Raw genomic sequence first — 18,875 nt, 5'->3', positions numbered from 1 at the left:
CACACAAGGGCACTTGGGGGTGGGCGGAATGTCCTTCTGGGACGGTCTGTGGCGTGGGCGTTCGATGGACTTCGAATCGGGCAGCGCCGCCAGCAACTCCATCGAACTGACCAAACGGCACCCGACGGTCTCGCTCTCCAAACAGGGCGCGGCCACCGGCAATCTGCGCGTCAACCTGTCCTGGCAGATGCGTACGTCCGACCTCATCGGCAAGCCGCCCCGGAGCGGCGGTCTGCTGCGGCACCCGTTCAAGCTGTTCCAGCCCGAGGTGGTGCAGGCGCACACCCAGGGTGTGGTCAACGTCGACCTCGACATCGGCTGCCTGTACGAGCTGATGGACGGCACCAAGGGCGTCGTACAGCCCCTCGGCAGCTTCTTCGGGGATCTGAACGGCCCGCCGTTCGTGAAGCTCAGCGGCGACGACCGGTTCGGCTCGCCGTCCGGGGAGACGATCTACGTCAACCTCGACCACCGCGAGTCCATCAAGCGGCTCCTGGTGTTCGCGTACATCTACGACCAGACGCCCGCCTTCGACCGTACGCAGGCGAAGGTCACGCTCTACCCCAGCAACGGCCCGCGCATCGAGATCGACCTGGACGAGCGGCAGCCGCAGGCCCGCTCATGCGCGGTGGTCTCCATCGAGAACGTGAAGGACGAGCTGATCGTGCGCCGCGAGGTGAAGTTCGTCTACGGATTCCAGGCGGAGCTCGACCGGCTGTACGGCTGGGGACTGCAGTGGGGTCGGGGCTACAAGACCAAGGTGGGCTGAGTTCCGTGCGCGCGCCGCTGAGCCGCGTGCGCCCGCAGGACCGGGGCGCCTCCTCAGCGGGGCAGGAACTGCGGCCCCTGCGGCGGCAGCCGGAAGTTCGGGTCCGGCATCGGCGTCACCGGCTGCGGATAGCCGTACGACGGCTGGGCGACCGGGGGCGGCGGCGCGATCGGGGCGGGCTGGGTGGCCGCCGCCGGTGGATAGCCGTACGCGGGCTGGGGCGCCGGGTGGCGGGGCGGCTCGGGCGGATAGCCGTACGCGGGCTGCGGGGGCGTCTGCGGGGCCGGCTGGGCGACGGACGGCTGGGCGGCGGGCTGTTGCGGCAGGGGCTGCTGGGGCGGCAGCGGGAAGGACGTCGAGGAGGCGGGTGCGGGTGCGGGCTCCGGGGCGGCGGAATCCGAGTCGTCCACGGAGATCCCGAAGTCGGACGCGAGCCCCTCAAGACCGTTGGAGTACCCCTCGCCCAGCGCGCGGAACTTCCACCCCTCACCGCGGCGGTAGAGCTCCCCGCAGATCAGCGCGGTCTCCTCGCCGGTCTGCGGAGTGATGTCGAAGTAGGCGAGCGGCTCGCCGTCGGCCACCACGGCGTCGAAGAGCAGGATGCGCAGCGCGGGGACGTGCTCGAAGGAGACGCCTTCGGCCGACGCGGCGAGGAGCACGCGGTCCACGGCCGGATCCAGGCCCGCCAGATCCGTCTGGATCGTGTCGGTCAGCCCTTCGGCGACCCGCTTCTTGCCGAGCCGCCAGACCTTGCCGCCGGGGTGACGGGGCTGGTTGTAGAAGACGAAGTCCTCGTCGGAGCGGACCCGGCCGTCGCCGCCCAGGAGCAGCGCCGACGCGTCGACGTCGGGGACACCCTGGCCCGGTGCCCAGCGCAGCACGGCGCGGACGGACGAGGCTTCGAGAGGGACGTTCGACCCCTTCAACATCGCGTGCGTCATACGGTCATCCTGCCTTCCCCCGCACGAGTGGGACAACGCGGGGGGCCGAAGCTCCCGGCCGCGCCACCAGGCCCCTGACCTGCGGGTGCTGCGAACGTGCGACGGTGGTGTGGTGAGCATGTGTGACATGGCCGGGTTACCTGAAGTTCATGCCCGCAGGGAACCCCCGGCACCCGTCTCTACGTACTATTACCGGCCACATCCAAACGGCCCACGTCGACGAAACAGGCGATAGCAGGGGAATCACATGCGTCATTTCGGGCACATCGCCCCAGAGGTGCGTCAGCGTCTCTTCCACCGGGAGCCGTGTGCCTTCACCGCGGACTCCCCGCCCCACCTGCTCGCGCCCGCCCTGGGCGCCACGCTCTACAGCCCGGCCACCCGCCCCCGCCTCGCGGACGACATCATGAAGCAGGCCGGCCGCGGCGTGATCTCCATGGTGGTCTGCCTGGAGGATTCCATCGACGACGCCGAGGTCGACGACGCCGAGGAGAACCTGGTCCGGCAGTTCGCCGACCTGGCGGAGCGGGACGCGGAGCCGCCGCTGCTCTTCATCCGGGTCCGCAACCCCGGGCAGATAACCGACCTCGTCCGCAGGCTCGGGGCAAGCGTCCGGCTGTTGTCCGGATTCGTACTGCCCAAGTTCACCGAGGAACGGGGCGTTCCGTTCCTGGAGGCCGTGGCGGCCGCGGAGGCGGAGCTGCCCGTGGGGCCGACGGGCGCGGGCCGGCGGCTCTTCGCCATGCCCGTCCTGGAGTCGCCCGAGCTGCTGCACCTGGAGAGCCGCGCGGAGACCCTCGCCGGTATCGCCCGCACCGTCGACAAGTACCGCGACCGGGTCCTCGCGCTGCGCCTCGGCGTCACCGACTTCTGCTCGGCGTACGGACTGCGCAGGCCGCCGGACATGACCGCGTACGACGTGCAGATCGTCGCCTCCGTCATCGCCGACGTGGTCAACGTGCTGGGCAGGGCCGACGGCACGGGCTTCACCGTGACCGGGCCCGTGTGGGAGTACTTCCGCGTCCAGGAGCGCATGTTCAAGCCGCAGCTGCGCCGCAGCCCCTTCATGGAGAGCCGCGCCGAAGCGCTGCGCCAGGCCCTCATCGAGCACGACATGGACGGGCTGCTCCGCGAGATCGAGCTCGACCGCGCCAACGGCCTGCTCGGCAAGACCTGCATCCACCCCTCGCACGTGCTGCCCGTGCACGCGCTCTCCGTGGTCAGCCACGAGGAGTTCAGCGACGCCGAGGACATCCTCCGGCCCGAGCGGGGCGGCGGCGGGGTGCTGCGCTCCTCGTACACGAACAAGATGAACGAGGTGAAGCCGCACCGCGCCTGGGCCGAGCGGACCCTGCGGCGCGCCGAGGTCTTCGGCGTCGCCAAGGCCGACATCGGCTTCGTGGAGCTGCTCACCGCCGGACTTCCCGCCTGAACGGCGGGCCTTCCGCCCCCCCACCGCCGGGTTTCCCGGCAATGACGTAAGGACATGACGTACGTGACTGAAGACGCGATACCGGAGTCGACGGTGTGGTCGGGGAGCTGGGTCGCCGAGCGGCTCGGGGTCGGGCTCGACGGCGACGCGTCGCTGCGCGGCCTGCTCGGCCTCGCCCTGCGCCGCAACCCCAAGCGGGCGCACCTCCTGGTGTCGAACGTCCTGGGCAAGCACGTGCCCCAGCGCCCCTCGGTCGTGTACGCGGCCGGGCACGGCCTCGGCGTCCGGGTGCGGGAGCTGCTCGGCGACGAGGAGGCACGGCGCGCCGTCGTCCTCGGCTACGCGGAGACCGCGACGGGCCTCGGTCACGCGGTCGCCGACGGCGTCGGCCTCGCGCCCTACCTGCACTCCACCCGGCGACCCGTCGAGGGCGTCGAGCGGGCGGGCGGCTTCGAGGAGTCCCACTCGCACGCCACCTCGCACCTGCTGCTGCCCGAGGACCCGGGGCTGCTCGCCGGGGCGGGACCGCTGGTCCTCGTCGACGACGAGTTCTCCACCGGCAACACCGTCCTCAACACCGTCCGCGCCCTGCACGAGCGCTTCCCGCGCGAGCGGTACGTGATCGTGGCGCTGGTCGACATGCGCTCGCCCGAGGACCGGGGGCGGCTCGCCGACTTCGCCCGCGAGATCGGCGCCCGCGTCGACCTCGTCGCGACGGCGTCCGGCACGGTGCGGCTGCCCGACGGCGTGCTGGAGAAGGGGCAGGCGCTGGTCGCGGAGTACGAGAACGAGGCGCGTCCCGTCGCGCCACCCGGTGGGGGACACGGTCCCGTCACGCGTGTCGAGCTCGGCTGGCCCGCGGGCGTGCCCGACGGCGGCCGGCACGGCTTCACGCCCGCGCACCGGGCCGCCCTCGACGCGGCGCTGCCCGACATGGCGGCCGAGATCGAGAAGGCCCTGCCGGACGGCGCGCGCCGCGTGCTCGTCCTCGGTTTCGAGGAGCTGATGTACGCGCCGCTGGCGCTGGGCGTGGAGCTGGAGCGCAGGGTCGGTGGCGGGGCGCGGGCCGACGGCGGGGCGCGGGCCGGTGATGGAGTGCGGGCCGGCGGCGAGGTCCAGGCCGGCGCCGCTGGGCGGACCGGCGCCGCTGGGGGGACCGGCATCGAGGTGCGGACCGGCATCGAGGTGCGGTTCTCCACCACGACCCGCTCGCCCGTGCTCGCCGTGGACGATCCCGGCTACGCGATACGCACCCGCCTCGCCTTCCCCGCGCACGACGACCCCGCCGACGGTCCGGGGACGCGGTACGCGTACAACGTCGCGGGCGGCGGTTTCGACGCGGTCGTCGCCGTCGTGGACTCGGCCGCGGACACGCCTCAACTGCACGCTCCCGACGGGCTGTTGGCCCAGCTCTCCGCACACACTGGGCACGTCCTGCTGGCCACCGTGCCCTCGTACGTCCCTGAAAGGTCCCGCATGCTCCCCGAGCCCCTTCGTGGCCCCGCCTTCTCCTCGTACGCGCCCGACGACGTCGGCTGGCTGCTCCAGGACCTCTCGGACGTGACGCTCGAAGCCCCCACGGAGGAGCGCGAGGAGGCGATACAGAGCGGTGGCGCGCACTACGCCGAGTCGCTGCCCGTCGAGTACCAGCCGAGCGAGCGCTACCAGGAGTTGTTCCGCGCCGCGCTCGACACGTCCGCCGCCCGCATCGCGCAGGCCGTCGGCACCGTCACCGAGACCGTCCTCGCCGAGCGGTCGCCGCGCCCGGTCCTGGTCTCCCTCGCCCGCGCGGGCACCCCCGTCGGCGTCCTGATGCGCCGCTGGGCCGCCCACCGGCACGGCCTCGACCTGCCGCACTACGCCGTGTCGATCGTCCGCGGCCGCGGCATCGACGCCAACGCGCTGCGCTGGCTCGCCGCCCACCACGACCCGGCCGACGTCGTCTTCGTCGACGGCTGGACCGGTAAGGGCGCGATAACCCGCGAACTCGCGGAAGCGGTGCGGGAGTTCGAGGCTTCGGGCGGCCCCGCGGGCTTCGATCCGGAGATCGCCGTGCTCGCCGACCCCGGTTCGTGCGTCCGCACCTACGGCACCCGCGAGGACTTCCTCATCCCCTCCGCCTGCCTCAACTCCACGGTGTCCGGGCTGATCTCGCGCACCGTGCTCCGCGCCGACCTCGTCGGCCCGGACGACTTCCACGGCGCGAAGTTCTACCGCGAACTCGCGGACGCCGACGTGTCCGGCGACTTCGTCGACGCGGTCGCGGCCCGCTTCGCGGAGGTCTCCGACGCGGTGGACGCGCAGGTCAAGGAGGCACTGTCCGCCGACAGGGCGCCGACCTGGGAAGGCTGGGCCGCCGTCGAGCGCATCAGCGAGGAGTACGGCATCCACGACGTGAACCTCGTCAAGCCGGGCGTCGGCGAGACGACCCGCGTGCTGCTGCGCCGCGTGCCCTGGAAGATCCTGGCCCGCGCGGGCGCGGGGGCCGACCTCGACCACGTACGGCTGCTCGCCGAGCAGCGGGGCGTGCCCGTCGAGGAGGTCGGTGAACTCCCGTACACCTGCGTCGGGTTGATCCACCCCAAGTACACGCGCGGGGCGACGGGCGCGGACGGCAGGACGGTGACCGCCAAGTGAGCACCATGGTGATCGCCAGCGACCTCGACCGCACCCTCATCTACTCCACCGCCGCGCTCGGCCTTGCCATGCCCGACGCGGAGGCGCCGCGCCTGCTGTGCGTCGAGGTGTACGAGGGCAAGCCGCTGTCGTACGTCACCGAGACCGCCGCCGGGCTCCTCGACGAGCTGGCCCGCACCGCCGTCTTCGTGCCGACCACGACCAGGACCCGCGAACAGTACGGGCGCATCCACCTCCCGGGCCCCGCGCCGAAGTTCGCGATCTGCGCCAACGGTGGACACCTGCTCGTCGACGGCGTCTCCGACCCCGACTGGCAGAAGGTGGTCGCCCGCCGACTCGCCGCCGAGTGCGCCACGCTCGACGAGGTCCGCGCCCACCTGGTGCGGACCGCCGACCCGGCCTGGCTGCTCAAGGAGCGCGTCGCCGAGGACCTCTTCGCGTACCTCGTCGTCGAGCGCGCGCTGCTGCCCGACGAGTGGGTGAAGGAGCTCGCCGGCTGGGCCGAGGAGCGCGGCTGGACCGTCTCGTTGCAGGGCCGCAAGCTCTACGCCGTGCCGAAGCCGCTCACCAAGAGCGCGGCGGTACGGGAGGTCGCGCGGCGGGCCGGCGCGGAGGAGGTCCTCGCCGCGGGGGACTCGCTGCTCGACGCCGACCTGCTGCTCGCGGCGGACCGCTCCTGGCGGCCCGGCCACGGGGAGCTCGCCGACACGGGGTTCGTCGCGCCGGGCCTCACGGTGCTTCCTCATCGCGGGGTCGCGGCCGGGGAGGAGATCCTCAGGGCGTTCCTCGGAGCGGTGGCGCGAGGCTAGCGGCTAGCCTTGGCGCATGCCTCGATACGAATACCGGTGCCGGTCCTGTGGTGAGACTTTCGAGCTGAGCCGTCCCATGGCGGAGTCGGCCGACCCGGCGGTGTGCCCCGGCGGGCACGAGGACACGGTGAAGCTGTTGTCCACCGTGGCCGTCGGGGGGTCGGCCGCCGCGCCTGCGGCTCGCGGGGGCGGTGGGGGCGGTGGCGGTGGCGGCTGCTGTGGTGGGGGCTGCTGCGGCTGAGGGCGCGCGCCGTTGGGGCCCGGTGGGGGTTTGTCTGCGGGCCCGTCGTGGCTGGTCGCGCAGTTCCCCGCGCCCCTGAAAGCTGCCCTGGCGGGCGCTTTCCCGGGGTGGGCGGGTTTTGTCTGCGGGGCGGGTGTGGCTGGTCGCGCAGTTCCCCGCGCCCCTGGAAGCTGCCCTGGCGGGCGCTTTCCCCAGGGCGTGCGGGTTTTGTCTGCGGGTCCGGTGTGGCTGGGCGCGCAGTTCCCCGCGCCCCTGGAAGGCGCCCTGGCGGGCGCTTTCCCCCGGGTGGCTTCCCGGTAGGGGCTAGCGGAGCACTGTTCCCCCGGCTGCTCCCAGCAGGCCCAGCTCCGTTCGCGTCGGTGCGCCCTCCCAGTCGCCGTGTGTCGCCACCGCGAACGCGCCCGTGGTGATGGCGCGGTCGAGGCGGGTCGCGATGTCCGCGTCGTCGAGCAGTGCCGACAGGTAGCCGGCCACGAACGCGTCGCCCGCGCCGACCGCGTCCACGGCGCGTACCTCGCGGGCGGGGGAGTGGAGTTCGCCCTCGGCGGTGTGGGCCGTGGCGCCGGCCGCGCCGAGTTTGGTCACGACCTCGCGGACGCCCCGGTCGAGGAGGAACTTTTCCGGGGCCGTGGCCGCGGCGGTGTGCGGCGGCAGGCAGAGCGGCAGTTCGTCGTCGGAGGCGATGAGGACGTCGACGTACGGGATCCACTCGCGCAGCTCCGTCGCCGCCTGCTCCGTACTCCACAGGCGGGAGCGGAAGTTCACGTCCAGGCACACCTGTGTGCCGTGGTCACGGGCGAGGCGGAGGGCGCGTCGGCACGACTCGGCCGCAGTGGGGCCCAGGGCCGGGGTGATGCCGGTCAGGTGCAGGACACGTGGGGGCGGGGCGGTGGTGAAGGCCGCCTCGACCGCGGCGGGGGTGAGGCGCGAACCCGCCGAACCCGCGCGGTAGTAGTGCACCCGCGTCACGTCCGGCAGCCGCGGCTCGAAGAGGAGCAGGCCCGTCGGGGCCCCCGGGTCGCGCGTGGCCGCGGTGACGTCGACGCCCTCCGCGCGCAGCGTGCGCAGGACCAGCTCTCCGGCCTCGTCGTCGCCGACCGCGCCCGCCCAGCGGACGGTGTGGCCGAGCCGGGACAGGCCGATGGCGACGTTGCTCTCGGCGCCCGCGACCGACACCTCCATCGAGCCGCCCAGCTTGAGGGGGCCACTGCCGCGCAGGGCGACCATGGTCTCGCCGAGGGTGAGTACGTGGCAGGGCGCCGGTGTCGCGCTCATCGGCCCACGACCGCTGTCGCCGCCGTGACCTGTACGAACTCCGCCGCCCGCGCCCGCAGCGCGCCGAGGTCGCCGCCGTCCGCCGCGTCGCCGATCAGGGGTGAGCCGACGCCCACCGCGACCGCGCCGAGCGCCAGATACTGCTCTGCGGCCGCCGCGTCCACACCGCCGACCGGTACGAAGGGCGTGTCCGGGAAGGGGCCGCGCAGCGCCTTGAGGTATGCGGGGCCGCCCATCGCCGACGCGGGGAAGATCTTCAGCGCCGTCACGCCCGCCGTCCCGGCCGCGATCACGTCGGTGGGCGTGAGGACGCCGCCGAGCACCGGAAGCCCGAGGCGCACCGCCTCGTCGACGCCCGCGCCAAGCCCTGGCGTGACAATGAGGTTGGCCCCGGAATCGGCGGCCCGGCGCGCGTCGTCCGCGGTGAGGACCGTGCCCGCGCCGAGCCAGGCGTCCGGGCCCAACTCGGCCCGCGCCCGGCGCAGTACGCCCAGGGCGTCCACCCCGCTGAGGGAGACCTCGACCAGCGGAACGCCGGACTCCACGAGCGTCATGACCGTACGGAAGGAGGCGTCGGGATCGGTGCCGCGCACGATGGCGACGAGGCGCCGCGCCCGGAGATCCGTGGGGAAGTCACGCATCCCCTCACATTCGCACAGCGGTTCACGACGGGACCCGTCAGGCCCCGTGTCCCCGCTCCTCCCGTATCTGCGCGACCACGCGCGCCACGGTCGTGCGGACCGCCTCCGTCTCGGTCAGGAAGTGCCAGTAGTCGGGGTGGCGGCCCTCCAGGGAGGCCACCGCGCGGTCCAGGCGGGCCACGGAGTCGTCCAGCGGGCGGGCGTGGCGCGGCTCGGGGGTCTGCCGGCCCGCCATCGCCAGGCGCTGCGCGTCCCGGATCGCGAAGCGCGTGCGGTCGATCTCCTGCTGCGGGTCCTTCGACACCGCGTTCAGCCGCTGGAGGCGGTCACCGGCCGCCGAGACCGCCTCGTCCGTCGAGTTCAGCAGCGCTCGCACCGTGGAGAGCCGCGCGGTGGCGTCCGGCCAGCGCTGCTCCTCGCGGGCCTGCCGCGCCTCCGCCAGCTTGGCCTCGGCCTGCCGCACGTTCTCCGCGGCCTGGTCGGGGACGTGCTGGAGGTCCTGCCAGCAGGCGGCGGAGAACCGGCGCCGCAGCTCACTGAGGACCGGCTCGACCTGACCGCTGCGGGTCGTCAGCGCCTGCGCGCGCGTGCGCAGCGTCACGAGCCGCCGGTCGATCTCGGCGGCCCGCTCGGGCAGCCGCTCGGCCTCGGCGCGCACGGCCTCGGCATCGCGCAGGACGCGGTCGGCGCGCTGCAGCGTCTCCGGCACGCCGTGCCGGCCCGCGCCCTGGTTGAGCTTGGTCAGCTCGGGGCCGAGGGCGGCCAGGCGGGCGGCGAGGTCGTCGGCCTTGAGGCCCGCGGCGCGCACGGAATCAAGAGCGTTGCTCGCGGCGAGCAGCGTCTGGCGGGCCCGCTCCACGGCGGGGGCGAGCCGCGCCAGCTGGGTCTCCGCCTTGTCGAGCAGCGGGCCGAGGCCCTGCTGGAAGCGCTCCAGGTCCTGCTTGGTCCTGCCCAGCTCGGTCCTGGCGGCGGTGAGCTCGGTCCTGGCGCGGGCCGCGACCGACGAATCCAGGTCGTCCCGGTCGAGGTCGTGGGCGTCCACCGCGCTGATGTACTGGTGGCTGACCTCGTCGATGCGCCGCCCGATCGCCTCGAAGTCCGAGACGGCGCGCTGGGCCGCGGGCGAGGAGTCGACGGCCACGATCGTCTCTATGGAGATGCGCAGGTCGCGCTGGGCGGTGTCCAGTTCGTAGAAGGCGGCGGCAGCGGCGTCCTTCGCGGCCTGCGCCTCGGCGCGCAGGCTCTCGCCGCGGCCGCCGAACCACCGGCGGGTGCCGCCGCCCGCGAACGCGGCCGGCGCGGCGGCGGCGAGCAGCGGCAGGGAGAGGGTGACGACGGTGACCAGGGTGAGGGCGTCACGGAGGGGGCCGCCGCGGCGCGCGCTCCCGCGGGGCCGACCGGCGGCGACGTGCTGAGTGCGAGCCGTACCGGCCGCGTCTCCGGTCGTTGCGGGAGTGCCCTCTGACGTCGCTGCTGTGGTGCTCTCGGCCTCGGTTCTGTCCGGTGTGTACGGCTGCGAAGGTGTCGCCGTCACTATCCCTCTCCCGTGCTGTCATCCGCCCTGCCCGGTGTCACATTCTCCCACCGGTTAAGGACGAATACACGGGCCGGTTAGTTCGCGCTGCGCACAGTGACTTTGCCGTCGGCGCTGCGGACGGACAGGTGGTGGGGGCTGTTGTCGTCGCGCGGCACGGACACGTCGACGGAGCCGTCGGAGACCTCGGTCCGCACGTCGTACGCGACCTTCGCACCGCCCTTCTTCTCGGGCACCGCTATGTCGACGGAGCCGTCCTTGCTCCGGGCGTCGACGCGGTCGGGCACGGCGGCCAGTTCGAGCCGCACGGAGCCGTCCTTGGAGTCGACGGCCACCTGCCGAGACGTGATGTGGCGCGCGGTGACGGAGCCGTCGGCGCTGCGCAGGTCGAGTGGTCCTTCGGCACCGTCGACGGTGACGGAGCCGTCCTTCGTACGTACCGTCAGCGCGTCCCGGAACCCGCTCGCGGTGACCCGCCCGTCCTTGTTCTCGACCTTCACCGCGACCCCGCGCGGCACCTCGACCCGGTGCTTGGCCGAGCAGTTGGTGATGACTCCGGAGCACTGCATGTCGAGCGTGAGCCGGTCCCCGTCCATCTCCCACGTCACCTTGGGGTCGCCGCCCAGCACGGTCTCGCCGCTGAACCACCGGGTCACCTTCACGCCCTTGGCGTCGCCGCCGGCGGGGACCAGTTCGAGCGTGGCGTCGCTCGACTCGACGGTCAGCGTCTTTCCGGCCAGCGCGAACGTCCGGTGCTCCGGTTCGGTGTCGTCCTTGGCGTCGGTTCCGCACGCGCCGACCAGCAGGACCACGGCCGCGGTCCCGCCGACGGCGGCGAGTGCGCGGGCGGTGCGCGGACGGCGACGGATGCGGACGTTCATGACGGGCTCCCCCTGAAGTGATCTTGTACTGCCGGGTCAGACTTTACGGAGCCGCCCGGGCCGCGAGGATCCCGCCGGCCACCGGATCAGGGGTGGGGTTAACCCCCGGCCGCCCGGGGACAAGAAGGGGTTTGCGGGGCACTGCCTGCGGCAAGGTAGGCTGTCCACTCGTCCCGGGCGCGTAGCTCAGGGGTAGAGCGCCTCCCTTACAAGGAGGATGTCGGCGGTTCGAAACCGTCCGCGCCCACCGGGTATGACCGGCCGGAGCCCCTTACCGATCTCGGTAAGGGGCTCCGGCCGTTCGGCTCCGCGGCTGACCCGCACTCTGACCCGTCCCCCCCGTATCCGACCCCGAATGGGCGAATCCGTTCCGGCAGACGGGTCACAATCGTTTTTCCCGTATGCCATACCGGTGAGGCCTGGTGCTCGGAAGACCAGTTTCCGCACTAGGAGGCACACCATGCGTATGCGCACCATCCTCACCGCCGGCGCCCTTGCCGGCGTGATCGTCACCGGCGGGGCCGGCACCGCCATGGCCAACCCCGACCCCGGCGCCGACGCCAAGGTGCACAACTCGCCCGGCATCCTCAGCGGCAACGCCGTCCAGGTGCCCGTCGACCTCGGCCTCAACGTCTGCGGCAACACGATCGACGTCCTCGGGCTGTTGAACCCCGCGGACGGAAACAAGTGCAAGGCCGACTGACCTGATCGGCCTGTCCCGTTGTCCCGTCGCTCACGGAGCGGCGGGACCTTTCCGTTCTCCGCCTGGTGCCCGCACCGCCCGGGGTAACCCGAATGGGCTAATCGTCGGGTGGTGGGCCCAGATCGGCCCGATCGCCTCAGGCGTGCCGCTGAGCGGCTTCCGGCGGGCTGTGCGCGTACGTTGCGTGACTTTCCTGGTTGCGGCGCGCCGCCGCGCGGAGCGCGATGGAGGGGAGGCGTGCGTCCTCCGAGGCGAATGACGATTTTCGCCTGTCGCGCGCTCCAAGGGAGTGATCACCCATGACGCAGGGCGAGGCCTTCACCAACCCCGACGGGCTCGCGGGCCTGACGGCCTACGACCGGACCGGCGAGAAGATCGGCAGTGTCGAGCAGGTCTATCTCGACGACCGCAGTGGCCGCCCCGAGTGGGTCACCGTCAAGACCGGTCTCTTCGGTATGAAGCAGAGCTTCGTCCCGCTGGCCGGAGCCCGCCGTCAGGGGGACCAGCTGCACGTGGCGACGACGAAGGAGGCCGTCAAGGACGCCCCCCGTATCGATGCCGACCAGCACATCGAACCGGGCGAGGAGCACGAGCTCTACGCCCACTACGGGCTCGCCCGGCCCGAGGCGGCCGCGGGTGGCATGGCGGGCGGCAACCAGACGCGTACCGCGACCGGCACGGGCATGGGTGACCGCGCGGGCATGGCGGGGACCCGTTCCCCCGGCGCGCGTGAGTTCGCGACCCGGTCGGGCGCGGCGGACACCGGCAAGGCCGAGGACATGGTGCGCTCCGAGGAGCGGCTGCGGGTGGGCACGGAAGAGGAAGTGGTCGGGCAGGCCCGGCTGCGGAAGGTGGTCGTCACCGAGGACGTGAAGACGTCCGTACCCGTCTCGCACGAGGAGGTTCGCGTGGTCCGCGAACCCATCCGCGAGGGCGACCGGACCCGCGCCGACATCGGCGAGGCCGAGACCGAGGTGACCCTGCACGCCGAGCACGCGGTGGTCAGCAAGGAGTCGGTGCCGGTCGAGCGCGTGCGGCTGGAGACCGAGAAGGTCACCGAGACGCAGGAGGTCTCCGACTCCGTGCGCAAGGAGCAGATCGAGTTCGACCGCGCCAAGGGCGAGCGCGGGCACGGGAAGGGCGACGACTGGCGTGACCGGAAGCAGGGTCCGCGCCACTGACGCGGTACCTCACGCGGTACCCGGCGCCACGCGGTACGTGGCGCCGAACGGTCGTCGAGCGTGCGCAGGCCCCCCGCCGGTGTCGGCGGGGGGCCTGCTTTATGGCGCTGTCCTGGGTGTCCAGGGGGCTGGACTTCCCCTCTGTGCTCCGCCTCGGCGCCTCAGCGGCCGGAGCCGGGATGCGTCCTGCGGTAACGGCGGTCCCAGCGTTCCTGGCGTTCCTTGCGGATGCGGTAGTCGCGGTAGGTCTTGGGGTAACCGCCCCCACCTGCGCCGCCTCCGCCTCCTGAACCGCCTCCGCCACCTGCGCCGCTACCGGAACTGCTCTTCTTGTCGGCGGAACCGCCCTCGTAGAAGCGCACCAGGTAGAAGGCGAGTGCCGCTGCGGCCAGCCACAGCAGTGGCTGATTGAAGCCCAGGCCGAAGAGGGCCAGGATCGCGACGACTATCAGGACGTTCATGGCTGCACCTCCGTGGCTCGAAGGGGGCTCTTGTGCGCGGCTGGTAGGGAGTCAACGCCCGCCGTCCGCGGGTGTCAATGGCTTTGGGGCAGGGAGTCGTCCGGCGTCTCGTGGGCGTGCTTGAGGCGGGCACGCGCGGCGACGACGTCCGGGCCCGAGACCTGTTCCCAGTAGCGGTGGCAGCTCACGAAGACCGCCAACTCCCTCTCCCTGGTACGGAGTTTCTCGACCTCGGCCTGTTCGTCCGGGGTCCAGCCCGGGGAAGCGGGGCGCTCCACTTTGCGCCAGCCGCCCGTGTCGCTGAAGCCGTCCAGGGGCTCTACCGACCAGGGCAGGCGTTTGAGCAGCGCCAGGAGCGTGGAGCGGACCTGGTGCAGTTCCTCCTGGCCGGCGAGGAGGTCGCTCGGGAAGTCATGGGCTGGGGTGGCGGGCACGCCGTAATGGTACTCCTGTTCGAATTACGTGTGCGAGTGCTCCGGCGATCGGAAGTGATCCGGCGATCCGGGTGGACTGTCACACCCCGGTGGCAAGCTGGAAGCATGTGCCGAAGCATCAAGACGCTCCGTCCGCCCGCCATCCCCGAGGACGCCACCGAGGAGGAGATCCGGGCCGCCGCGCTCCAGTACGTACGAAAGATCTCCGGCTTCCGCGCCCCGGCCGCACACAACCGCGAGGTGTTCGACCGCGCGGTTGACGCGGTGGCGGAGGCGACGGCGGAGCTCCTGGCGGACCTGGAAGTGCGGGGGGCGCGCGCTTCGTAGCGCGTGCCGCCGCGCCTGTCACTCGCCGTGTGGCCCTTGTCCGCGCGCCGGGCGTCCATGCGCGTGCCCGGGTGCGTTGCCTGGGCCGGGCCGAGCGCGCCTTAGCGGCTATGCGGGTGCTGGCCGTACGGCGGCGGTGATGTGATCACCTGAGAGCTGGCGCGTGGGGCGTGGGGCGTGGGGCGTGGTGGCGCGGTCAGGGCGGGGTGGCTGGTCGCCGGGTGCGAGCTTGTGCTCGCGCAGGCCGGGCCGGCGGGCTCGGCGCTCCGCAGTTCTCCGACTCCCCGCCCCTGGCCCCCGGCCCTCCGGCTCCCGCGCTGTCACGGGTGGCGTGCGTGCTCAGCGATCAGTCCACCGGGGCGGGCGAACGAGGTGACAGGAACGGCCAGAGTTTCCGGGACCTCCCGGGCTTCCCGGCGAGTCCTGCGTACTGCCGCCCTACGCCTTTGCCGTGTCCGGGCCCGGGCGCCGTACCAAGAACGCCGCGCCCGCCCCCGCCGCGAACAGCGCGAGGAGTGAGACGCCCGTGGCGAGCCAGGTCGCGCCCAGCCACTGGGCGCCGAAGTAGCCGAGGGCGACGCTGTAGCCGGCCCAGGCCACGCCGGCCAGGGCGGACCACGGGAGGAACTCGCGCAGCTTGCGGTGGGCCGCGCCCGCGCCGAGGGAGACGATCGAGCGGCCCGCGGGTGCGAAGCGCGCGATGACGACGAGGATGCCGCCGCCCCGCGCGAGCGCCGTGCCGAGTCGTTCCTGTGCGGTGGTCAGGCGCCGGGAGCGGGCGATCGCGCGGTCGAGGCGTTCGCCGCCGCGCCAGGCGAGGCGGAAGGCCACCATGTCGCCGAGTACGGAGGCGGTCGCCGCGCAGAGGGTGAGCACCAGGATGTCGGGGACGCCGTGCGGCACATGCCCCGCACCGGTTCCGGCGGCCGCGGCCGCCGTGGCCGACATGATGACCAGGACCCCGCTCGGCAGCACCGGCACGAAGACATCGAACAGGACGGACAGGGCAACGACCGCGTAAATCCACGGACTGCCGGTCAACGCCCCCACACTCTCAAGCACCGTAACTCCCCGTTACTCCCCGATCGGCAGCGCGTTGCCGCTGTGTCGGGGAAGAACGGCAGGGGCGGCCTGGTGACAGCTGTACAGCGTACGCCGCGCGGCGGGCGAGAGATCCACTGGGGGTTTAGATGTTCCCTACGTCACGTTCACCCGGCTGCCTCCTCCGATGCGGCGTACGCCACCGAAGTCCCGTACGAACGAGTCAGCGCCCGAGCGGGACGTGAGCGACGTGAGCGACGTGAGGGACGGAGTGGCGATGGTGGCAGGGGTATTGGTTCGTTCCGTGGCAGCCGCGGTCGCGGTTGCAGCTGTAGAGGCAGCCGCCCTGGTCACGGGCAGCGGCCCCGCCGGTGCCGTCGCGGGGACGTCTCTGGTGCGGGTCGAGGGGCGGTTCGCTCCGCCCTCCGCCTTCATCCCCTCGCCCGCGGTGACGTACGACCAGAAGCTGGTCCCCGCGGCGTCGTGGATCGAGGTCGTGCAGCACGGCGTCGGGCACGGTGCCGGAGGCGGGAGTGGGACGGCCGTCGGTCTTCGGGTCAGGGGCATGAAGCCCGGGCATTCGTACGGCGTGCACGTGCACCAGAAGCCCTGCGGTGTGGAACCGGAGGCGTCGGGCGGCCATTACCAGCACCGCGTCGACCCGGTGCAGCCGTCGAAGGACCCCGCCTACCTCAACCCGGCCAACGAGGTCTGGCTGGACTTCACCGCCGGAGCGGACGGCTCCGGATCGGCGAGTGCGGAACACGGCTGGGGATTCCGGCCCGGCGAGGCCGCCTCCGTGGTCCTGCACGACGAGCCGGGCGGCGCGGGCGACCGGTCCGCGTGCTTCACGGTGCCGTTCGTGCCCCAGTCGCACGCCCGGCCCGGCCGCAGCGCCTAGACGGAGAACAGCGCCCCTTACCTCGTACCGGAACGTACGAGGTAAGGGGCGCCGCCACCCGTGCGGTGCAGGCCCAGGTCACGTCACGAACCGGACCGCGGGATCAGGCCGCGACCGGCGCGCGCTTCGAGCCCGCGTCCTTCCCGTCGTCCCCGTCCGCCCCGCTCTCGCCCCGCGAGGCGAAGAGCCGGTCCAGGCCGAACGCGCCGGAGCCGGTGAAGACGAGGAGCAGCATCGTCCAGCAGAAGATCGCCGAGGCCTCGCCGCCGTTCTCCATGGGCCACAGGGCCTCCGGCTGGTGGACCTTGAAGTAGGCGTAGGCCATCGAACCGGACGAGACGAACGCGGCGGCCCGGGTGCCGAGGCCCAGCAGGACCAGCGTGCCGCCGACGAGCTGGATGACGGCCGCGTACCAGCCGGGCCAGGTGCCGGCGTCGATCGTGCCGCCGCCGGCCGCGCCGCCGAGGACGCCGAAGAGCGAGGCCGCTCCGTGGCAGGCGAAGAGCAGGCCGATCACTATGCGGAACAGCCCGAGGGCGTAGGGCTGGGCGCTGTTGAGACGTCCAGTCATGGTGGGGGACTCCTTCGGTTTGGGGACGGTAACCGAGCGGAGGCCCAAGATTAGGCGAACCTAATTAGTGCTTGCAAGTTCAACATTCGGTCAGTCGTGGATTCCGCTTCGGCTCCGCCCGGGGGCAGGAGAGCGACTCGCCGGGGCCGGCGGCCGTACGCAACGCGGCCCGCGCCACCGCGTCCGCGTCCGACAGCGTGACCGAGTCGACGCCGGGCCTGGCACCGGCCGCGGTCACCCAATGGACCCCTTCCGTGGGCACCCCGAACGCGAACCTCCGTACGTGAACACGACCCTGACGGCCGATCAGACGGTAGGGGCGCGGCGTCACGTCCAGGCCTCCGGTTTCGTAGCCGTCGACCACGTGCGGTCGGCAGCCGCCGTCCGCGAGGAGCTGTCCGAGCAGCGCGTCGCCGGTGCGGCGCAGGTCCGGCTCGGGCAGCCGGGCCTCGATCAGCGTGGTGACGCGCACGGCGGAGTCCGGCACCTCGGGGGAGTGCGCGAGGAACGCCCCGCCGACGGGCCGCACGGTCGTGCGCGGGCCGAGCACCTCCAGGACGCCCGCCTCGATCAGGGCCGCCATCTCCTCGATGCGGCGGCGCGGCGGACCGATGGAGAGGAAGGCGTTGAGCGGCGTGTACCAGCGGTCGAGGTGATCGCGGCGCGAGGTGCCGGAGAGGCCGCCGTGGTCGACGATGGCGCGGAGCTCGTTGCGCAGGTCGCGGAGCACGTCGAGCGCCGCTTTCAGCGGGCCCGCGACGTTGCCGAGCGCGGCCTGCGCGGCGTCCTCGCGCAGCCGGTCCAGGAGCCAGGCGCGGTGGGCGCGCGCGGAGGCGAAGGGGCGGTCAGGGTGCGGCCGGGAGAGCCGGTCCCAGCACCATCGGTCTGCGTCCGCGAAGCCGAACTCGGCGATTAGCAAAGCCTCTTGAGGGGTTCGGTGGCCGGTGGCGAGAAACCGCCCGCGGAAGTCGTTCACCGCCGTCGGGCCGCCGCCCCGGCTCGCCAGCAGCGCCGCGTAGTAGACCGTCTCGACCTCCTTCGCGATCAGCGGCCATATCTCGTCGAGGAAGTCGGGGGCGTCGCCGTTCTCCGCGCGCTTGCGGAACCGGGCCACGACATCGCCCGTCAGGACGGCGGGTTCGTGCCGCCCGTACGGGCCCTTGGCGTTGTCGCCGCGCGCCTGGTGCGGGACGCCGCGCCGCGAGCCCGCGTACAGCCGCGGCTCACGGCCCGAGGGCGCGTAACGCAGCGGGCCGCCGGGCGTCCGCACGTACCGGCCGCCGCGGCCTTCGGTCAGCAGCGCCATGTGGTCGAAGAAGTTGAGGCCGAGCCCGCGCAGCAGCACCCGCTCGCCGGGGGCGATGGCGGAAAGGTCCAGGTCGGCGGGGTTGGCGGGCGGGAAGTGGCGCAGGCCGTGCCGCGCCGCGTAATCCGTCAGGCGCCGCTGCCCGGGGTCGCCGGCCGTCGGCAGGTGGCCCTGCGCGAGCACGACCGCCGCGAGACCGGACAGTTCGAGGCCGTCGTCCAGTACGAGGGTCTGCAGCCCGTCGGCCGTCTCGTCCAGGCGCACCGCGCGCGCCGCGTGCACCTGGACGCGGACCGCGTCGGGGGCGCCGCGCACCACTTCGGCGAAGACCCACTCCAGGTAGCGGCCGTAGCAGGCGCGGGTCGGATAGTCGTCGGGTCCGAGCCCCGGCACGCGCCCGGCGGCCGCCCACTCGTACAGGCTCGGGCCCGGTCGTATCGGCCCCGAGCAGTCGACGCTCTCGTCCGTGAAGAGGGTCACCTGTGACGCGACGGTGTTCATCAGGAGCTCCGCCGGCTGCGCCGTGCGCCAGACGTGGCCCGCGCCCGGCGGGGCGGGGTCCACGACGTGGACCGTCAGCCGTGCCCCCGGCGTCGTGAGGAGTTCGTCCGCCGACGCGCAGAGCCGTTCGAGCACGCTGGTGCCGCGGGGGCCGGCGCCGACGAGGGCGAGGGCGGGCGCGCCGGACTCCTCAGCGGGGAGACGTTGCGGCGCGGGTACAGATGCGGACAAAGGCGTGACTCCCGGGGCATAGAGAACACTGGAACCGGACGGTCCGCATCATCATGCC

Annotated in this window: 19 protein-coding genes and 1 tRNA gene; 10 read left to right on the top strand and 10 right to left on the bottom strand. The window is 72.9% G+C overall.

Annotated elements, in window-relative coordinates:
- The first annotated feature begins 28 nt into the window (after positions 1–28).
- Positions 29–769 carry a Tellurium resistance gene (locus ACI2L3_RS00975; RefSeq protein ID WP_404750167.1) on the top strand — a complete coding sequence of 247 codons (741 nt, stop codon included), beginning with the start codon at positions 29–31 and terminating at the stop codon, positions 767–769.
- A gap of 53 nt (positions 770–822) precedes the next feature.
- Here the strand turns inward: ACI2L3_RS00975 and ACI2L3_RS00970 are convergent, their stop codons facing one another.
- Positions 823–1,710, bottom strand: a complete 888-nt coding sequence (locus ACI2L3_RS00970) for a TerD family protein (protein WP_404750166.1) — start codon at positions 1,708–1,710, stop codon at positions 823–825.
- A gap of 247 nt (positions 1,711–1,957) precedes the next feature.
- On the opposite strand from ACI2L3_RS00970, the gene ACI2L3_RS00965 reads away from it, so the two are divergent.
- The 4 genes from ACI2L3_RS00965 to ACI2L3_RS00950 are packed head-to-tail and all read left to right on the top strand — an operon-like array spanning position 1,958 to position 6,829.
- Entirely contained in the window at positions 1,958–3,142 is a 1,185-nt protein-coding gene (locus tag ACI2L3_RS00965; RefSeq protein ID WP_404750165.1) for an HpcH/HpaI aldolase/citrate lyase family protein, read from the top strand.
- A gap of 54 nt (positions 3,143–3,196) precedes the next feature.
- Positions 3,197–5,779: a phosphoribosyltransferase gene (locus ACI2L3_RS00960; RefSeq protein WP_404750164.1), complete on the top strand. Its 2,583-nt coding sequence runs from the start codon at positions 3,197–3,199 to the stop codon at positions 5,777–5,779.
- 5 nt (positions 5,780–5,784) lie between these two features.
- Positions 5,785–6,588, top strand: coding sequence for an HAD family hydrolase (locus ACI2L3_RS00955; protein ID WP_404750680.1), 804 nt, complete (start codon positions 5,785–5,787; stop codon positions 6,586–6,588).
- A gap of 16 nt (positions 6,589–6,604) precedes the next feature.
- Complete coding sequence (locus tag ACI2L3_RS00950; protein ID WP_404750163.1) at positions 6,605–6,829, top strand: zinc ribbon domain-containing protein; 225 nt, start codon at positions 6,605–6,607, stop codon at positions 6,827–6,829.
- A gap of 303 nt (positions 6,830–7,132) precedes the next feature.
- Here ACI2L3_RS00950 and ACI2L3_RS00945 read toward each other — a convergent pair whose 3' ends face one another.
- From ACI2L3_RS00945 to ACI2L3_RS00930, 4 genes are all read right to left on the bottom strand, one after another.
- Complete coding sequence (locus ACI2L3_RS00945; RefSeq protein ID WP_404750162.1) at positions 7,133–8,104, bottom strand: sugar kinase; 972 nt, start codon at positions 8,102–8,104, stop codon at positions 7,133–7,135.
- The gene (locus ACI2L3_RS00940) at positions 8,101–8,745 is read right to left on the bottom strand and encodes a bifunctional 4-hydroxy-2-oxoglutarate aldolase/2-dehydro-3-deoxy-phosphogluconate aldolase (protein WP_404750161.1); all 645 of its coding nucleotides are present in this window, start codon (positions 8,743–8,745) and stop codon (positions 8,101–8,103) included. Before ACI2L3_RS00940 ends, ACI2L3_RS00945 begins: the two co-directional genes overlap by 4 nt.
- Before the next feature lie 37 nt (positions 8,746–8,782).
- Positions 8,783–10,279 (bottom strand): hypothetical protein, encoded by a 1,497-nt coding sequence (locus ACI2L3_RS00935; protein ID WP_404750160.1) that lies wholly within the window; start codon positions 10,277–10,279, stop codon positions 8,783–8,785.
- A 77-nt stretch (positions 10,280–10,356) separates the two neighbouring features.
- Positions 10,357–11,160, bottom strand: a complete 804-nt coding sequence (locus ACI2L3_RS00930; RefSeq protein WP_404750159.1) for a DUF4097 family beta strand repeat-containing protein — start codon at positions 11,158–11,160, stop codon at positions 10,357–10,359.
- Positions 11,161–11,335: 175 nt separating this feature from the next.
- Between ACI2L3_RS00930 and ACI2L3_RS00925 the strand changes: the two genes are divergently transcribed.
- From ACI2L3_RS00925 to ACI2L3_RS00915, 3 genes are all read left to right on the top strand, one after another.
- Positions 11,336–11,407 (top strand) — tRNA-Val (locus tag ACI2L3_RS00925).
- A gap of 213 nt (positions 11,408–11,620) precedes the next feature.
- On the top strand, positions 11,621–11,863 hold the full coding sequence (locus tag ACI2L3_RS00920) for a chaplin (RefSeq protein WP_404750158.1): 243 nt from the start codon (positions 11,621–11,623) through the stop codon (positions 11,861–11,863).
- A 299-nt stretch (positions 11,864–12,162) separates the two neighbouring features.
- Positions 12,163–13,044, top strand: a complete 882-nt coding sequence (locus ACI2L3_RS00915; protein WP_404750157.1) for a DUF2382 domain-containing protein — start codon at positions 12,163–12,165, stop codon at positions 13,042–13,044.
- A gap of 161 nt (positions 13,045–13,205) precedes the next feature.
- Here ACI2L3_RS00915 and ACI2L3_RS00910 read toward each other — a convergent pair whose 3' ends face one another.
- Together ACI2L3_RS00910 and ACI2L3_RS00905 are read right to left on the bottom strand one after the other, a co-directional pair.
- On the bottom strand, positions 13,206–13,505 hold the full coding sequence (locus ACI2L3_RS00910) for a hypothetical protein (protein WP_404750156.1): 300 nt from the start codon (positions 13,503–13,505) through the stop codon (positions 13,206–13,208).
- Between the two features lie 74 nt (positions 13,506–13,579).
- Positions 13,580–13,939: a hypothetical protein gene (locus ACI2L3_RS00905; RefSeq protein WP_404750155.1), complete on the bottom strand. Its 360-nt coding sequence runs from the start codon at positions 13,937–13,939 to the stop codon at positions 13,580–13,582.
- A 105-nt stretch (positions 13,940–14,044) separates the two neighbouring features.
- On the opposite strand from ACI2L3_RS00905, the gene ACI2L3_RS00900 reads away from it, so the two are divergent.
- On the top strand, positions 14,045–14,266 hold the full coding sequence (locus tag ACI2L3_RS00900) for a DUF2277 domain-containing protein (protein WP_404750154.1): 222 nt from the start codon (positions 14,045–14,047) through the stop codon (positions 14,264–14,266).
- A gap of 438 nt (positions 14,267–14,704) precedes the next feature.
- Here the strand turns inward: ACI2L3_RS00900 and ACI2L3_RS00895 are convergent, their stop codons facing one another.
- Complete coding sequence (locus tag ACI2L3_RS00895; RefSeq protein WP_404750153.1) at positions 14,705–15,328, bottom strand: DedA family protein; 624 nt, start codon at positions 15,326–15,328, stop codon at positions 14,705–14,707.
- Positions 15,329–15,611: 283 nt separating this feature from the next.
- Here ACI2L3_RS00895 and ACI2L3_RS00890 point away from each other — a divergent pair, with 283 nt between their 5' ends.
- Positions 15,612–16,208 (top strand): superoxide dismutase family protein, encoded by a 597-nt coding sequence (locus tag ACI2L3_RS00890; protein ID WP_404750152.1) that lies wholly within the window; start codon positions 15,612–15,614, stop codon positions 16,206–16,208.
- 103 nt (positions 16,209–16,311) lie between these two features.
- Here ACI2L3_RS00890 and ACI2L3_RS00885 read toward each other — a convergent pair whose 3' ends face one another.
- Together ACI2L3_RS00885 and ACI2L3_RS00880 are read right to left on the bottom strand one after the other, a co-directional pair.
- Positions 16,312–16,779 (bottom strand): DoxX family protein, encoded by a 468-nt coding sequence (locus ACI2L3_RS00885; protein WP_404750151.1) that lies wholly within the window; start codon positions 16,777–16,779, stop codon positions 16,312–16,314.
- A 79-nt stretch (positions 16,780–16,858) separates the two neighbouring features.
- Complete coding sequence (locus tag ACI2L3_RS00880; RefSeq protein ID WP_404750150.1) at positions 16,859–18,817, bottom strand: FAD/NAD(P)-binding protein; 1,959 nt, start codon at positions 18,815–18,817, stop codon at positions 16,859–16,861.
- Positions 18,818–18,875 lie beyond the last annotated feature (58 nt).

The sequence above is a fragment of the Streptomyces sp. NPDC029674 genome (assembly GCF_044903205.1).
GTDB lineage: Bacteria > Actinomycetota > Actinomycetes > Streptomycetales > Streptomycetaceae > Streptomyces.
Note: the sequence above shows the minus strand (reverse complement) of the source record. Positions and strands in the feature narration are given on the sequence as shown.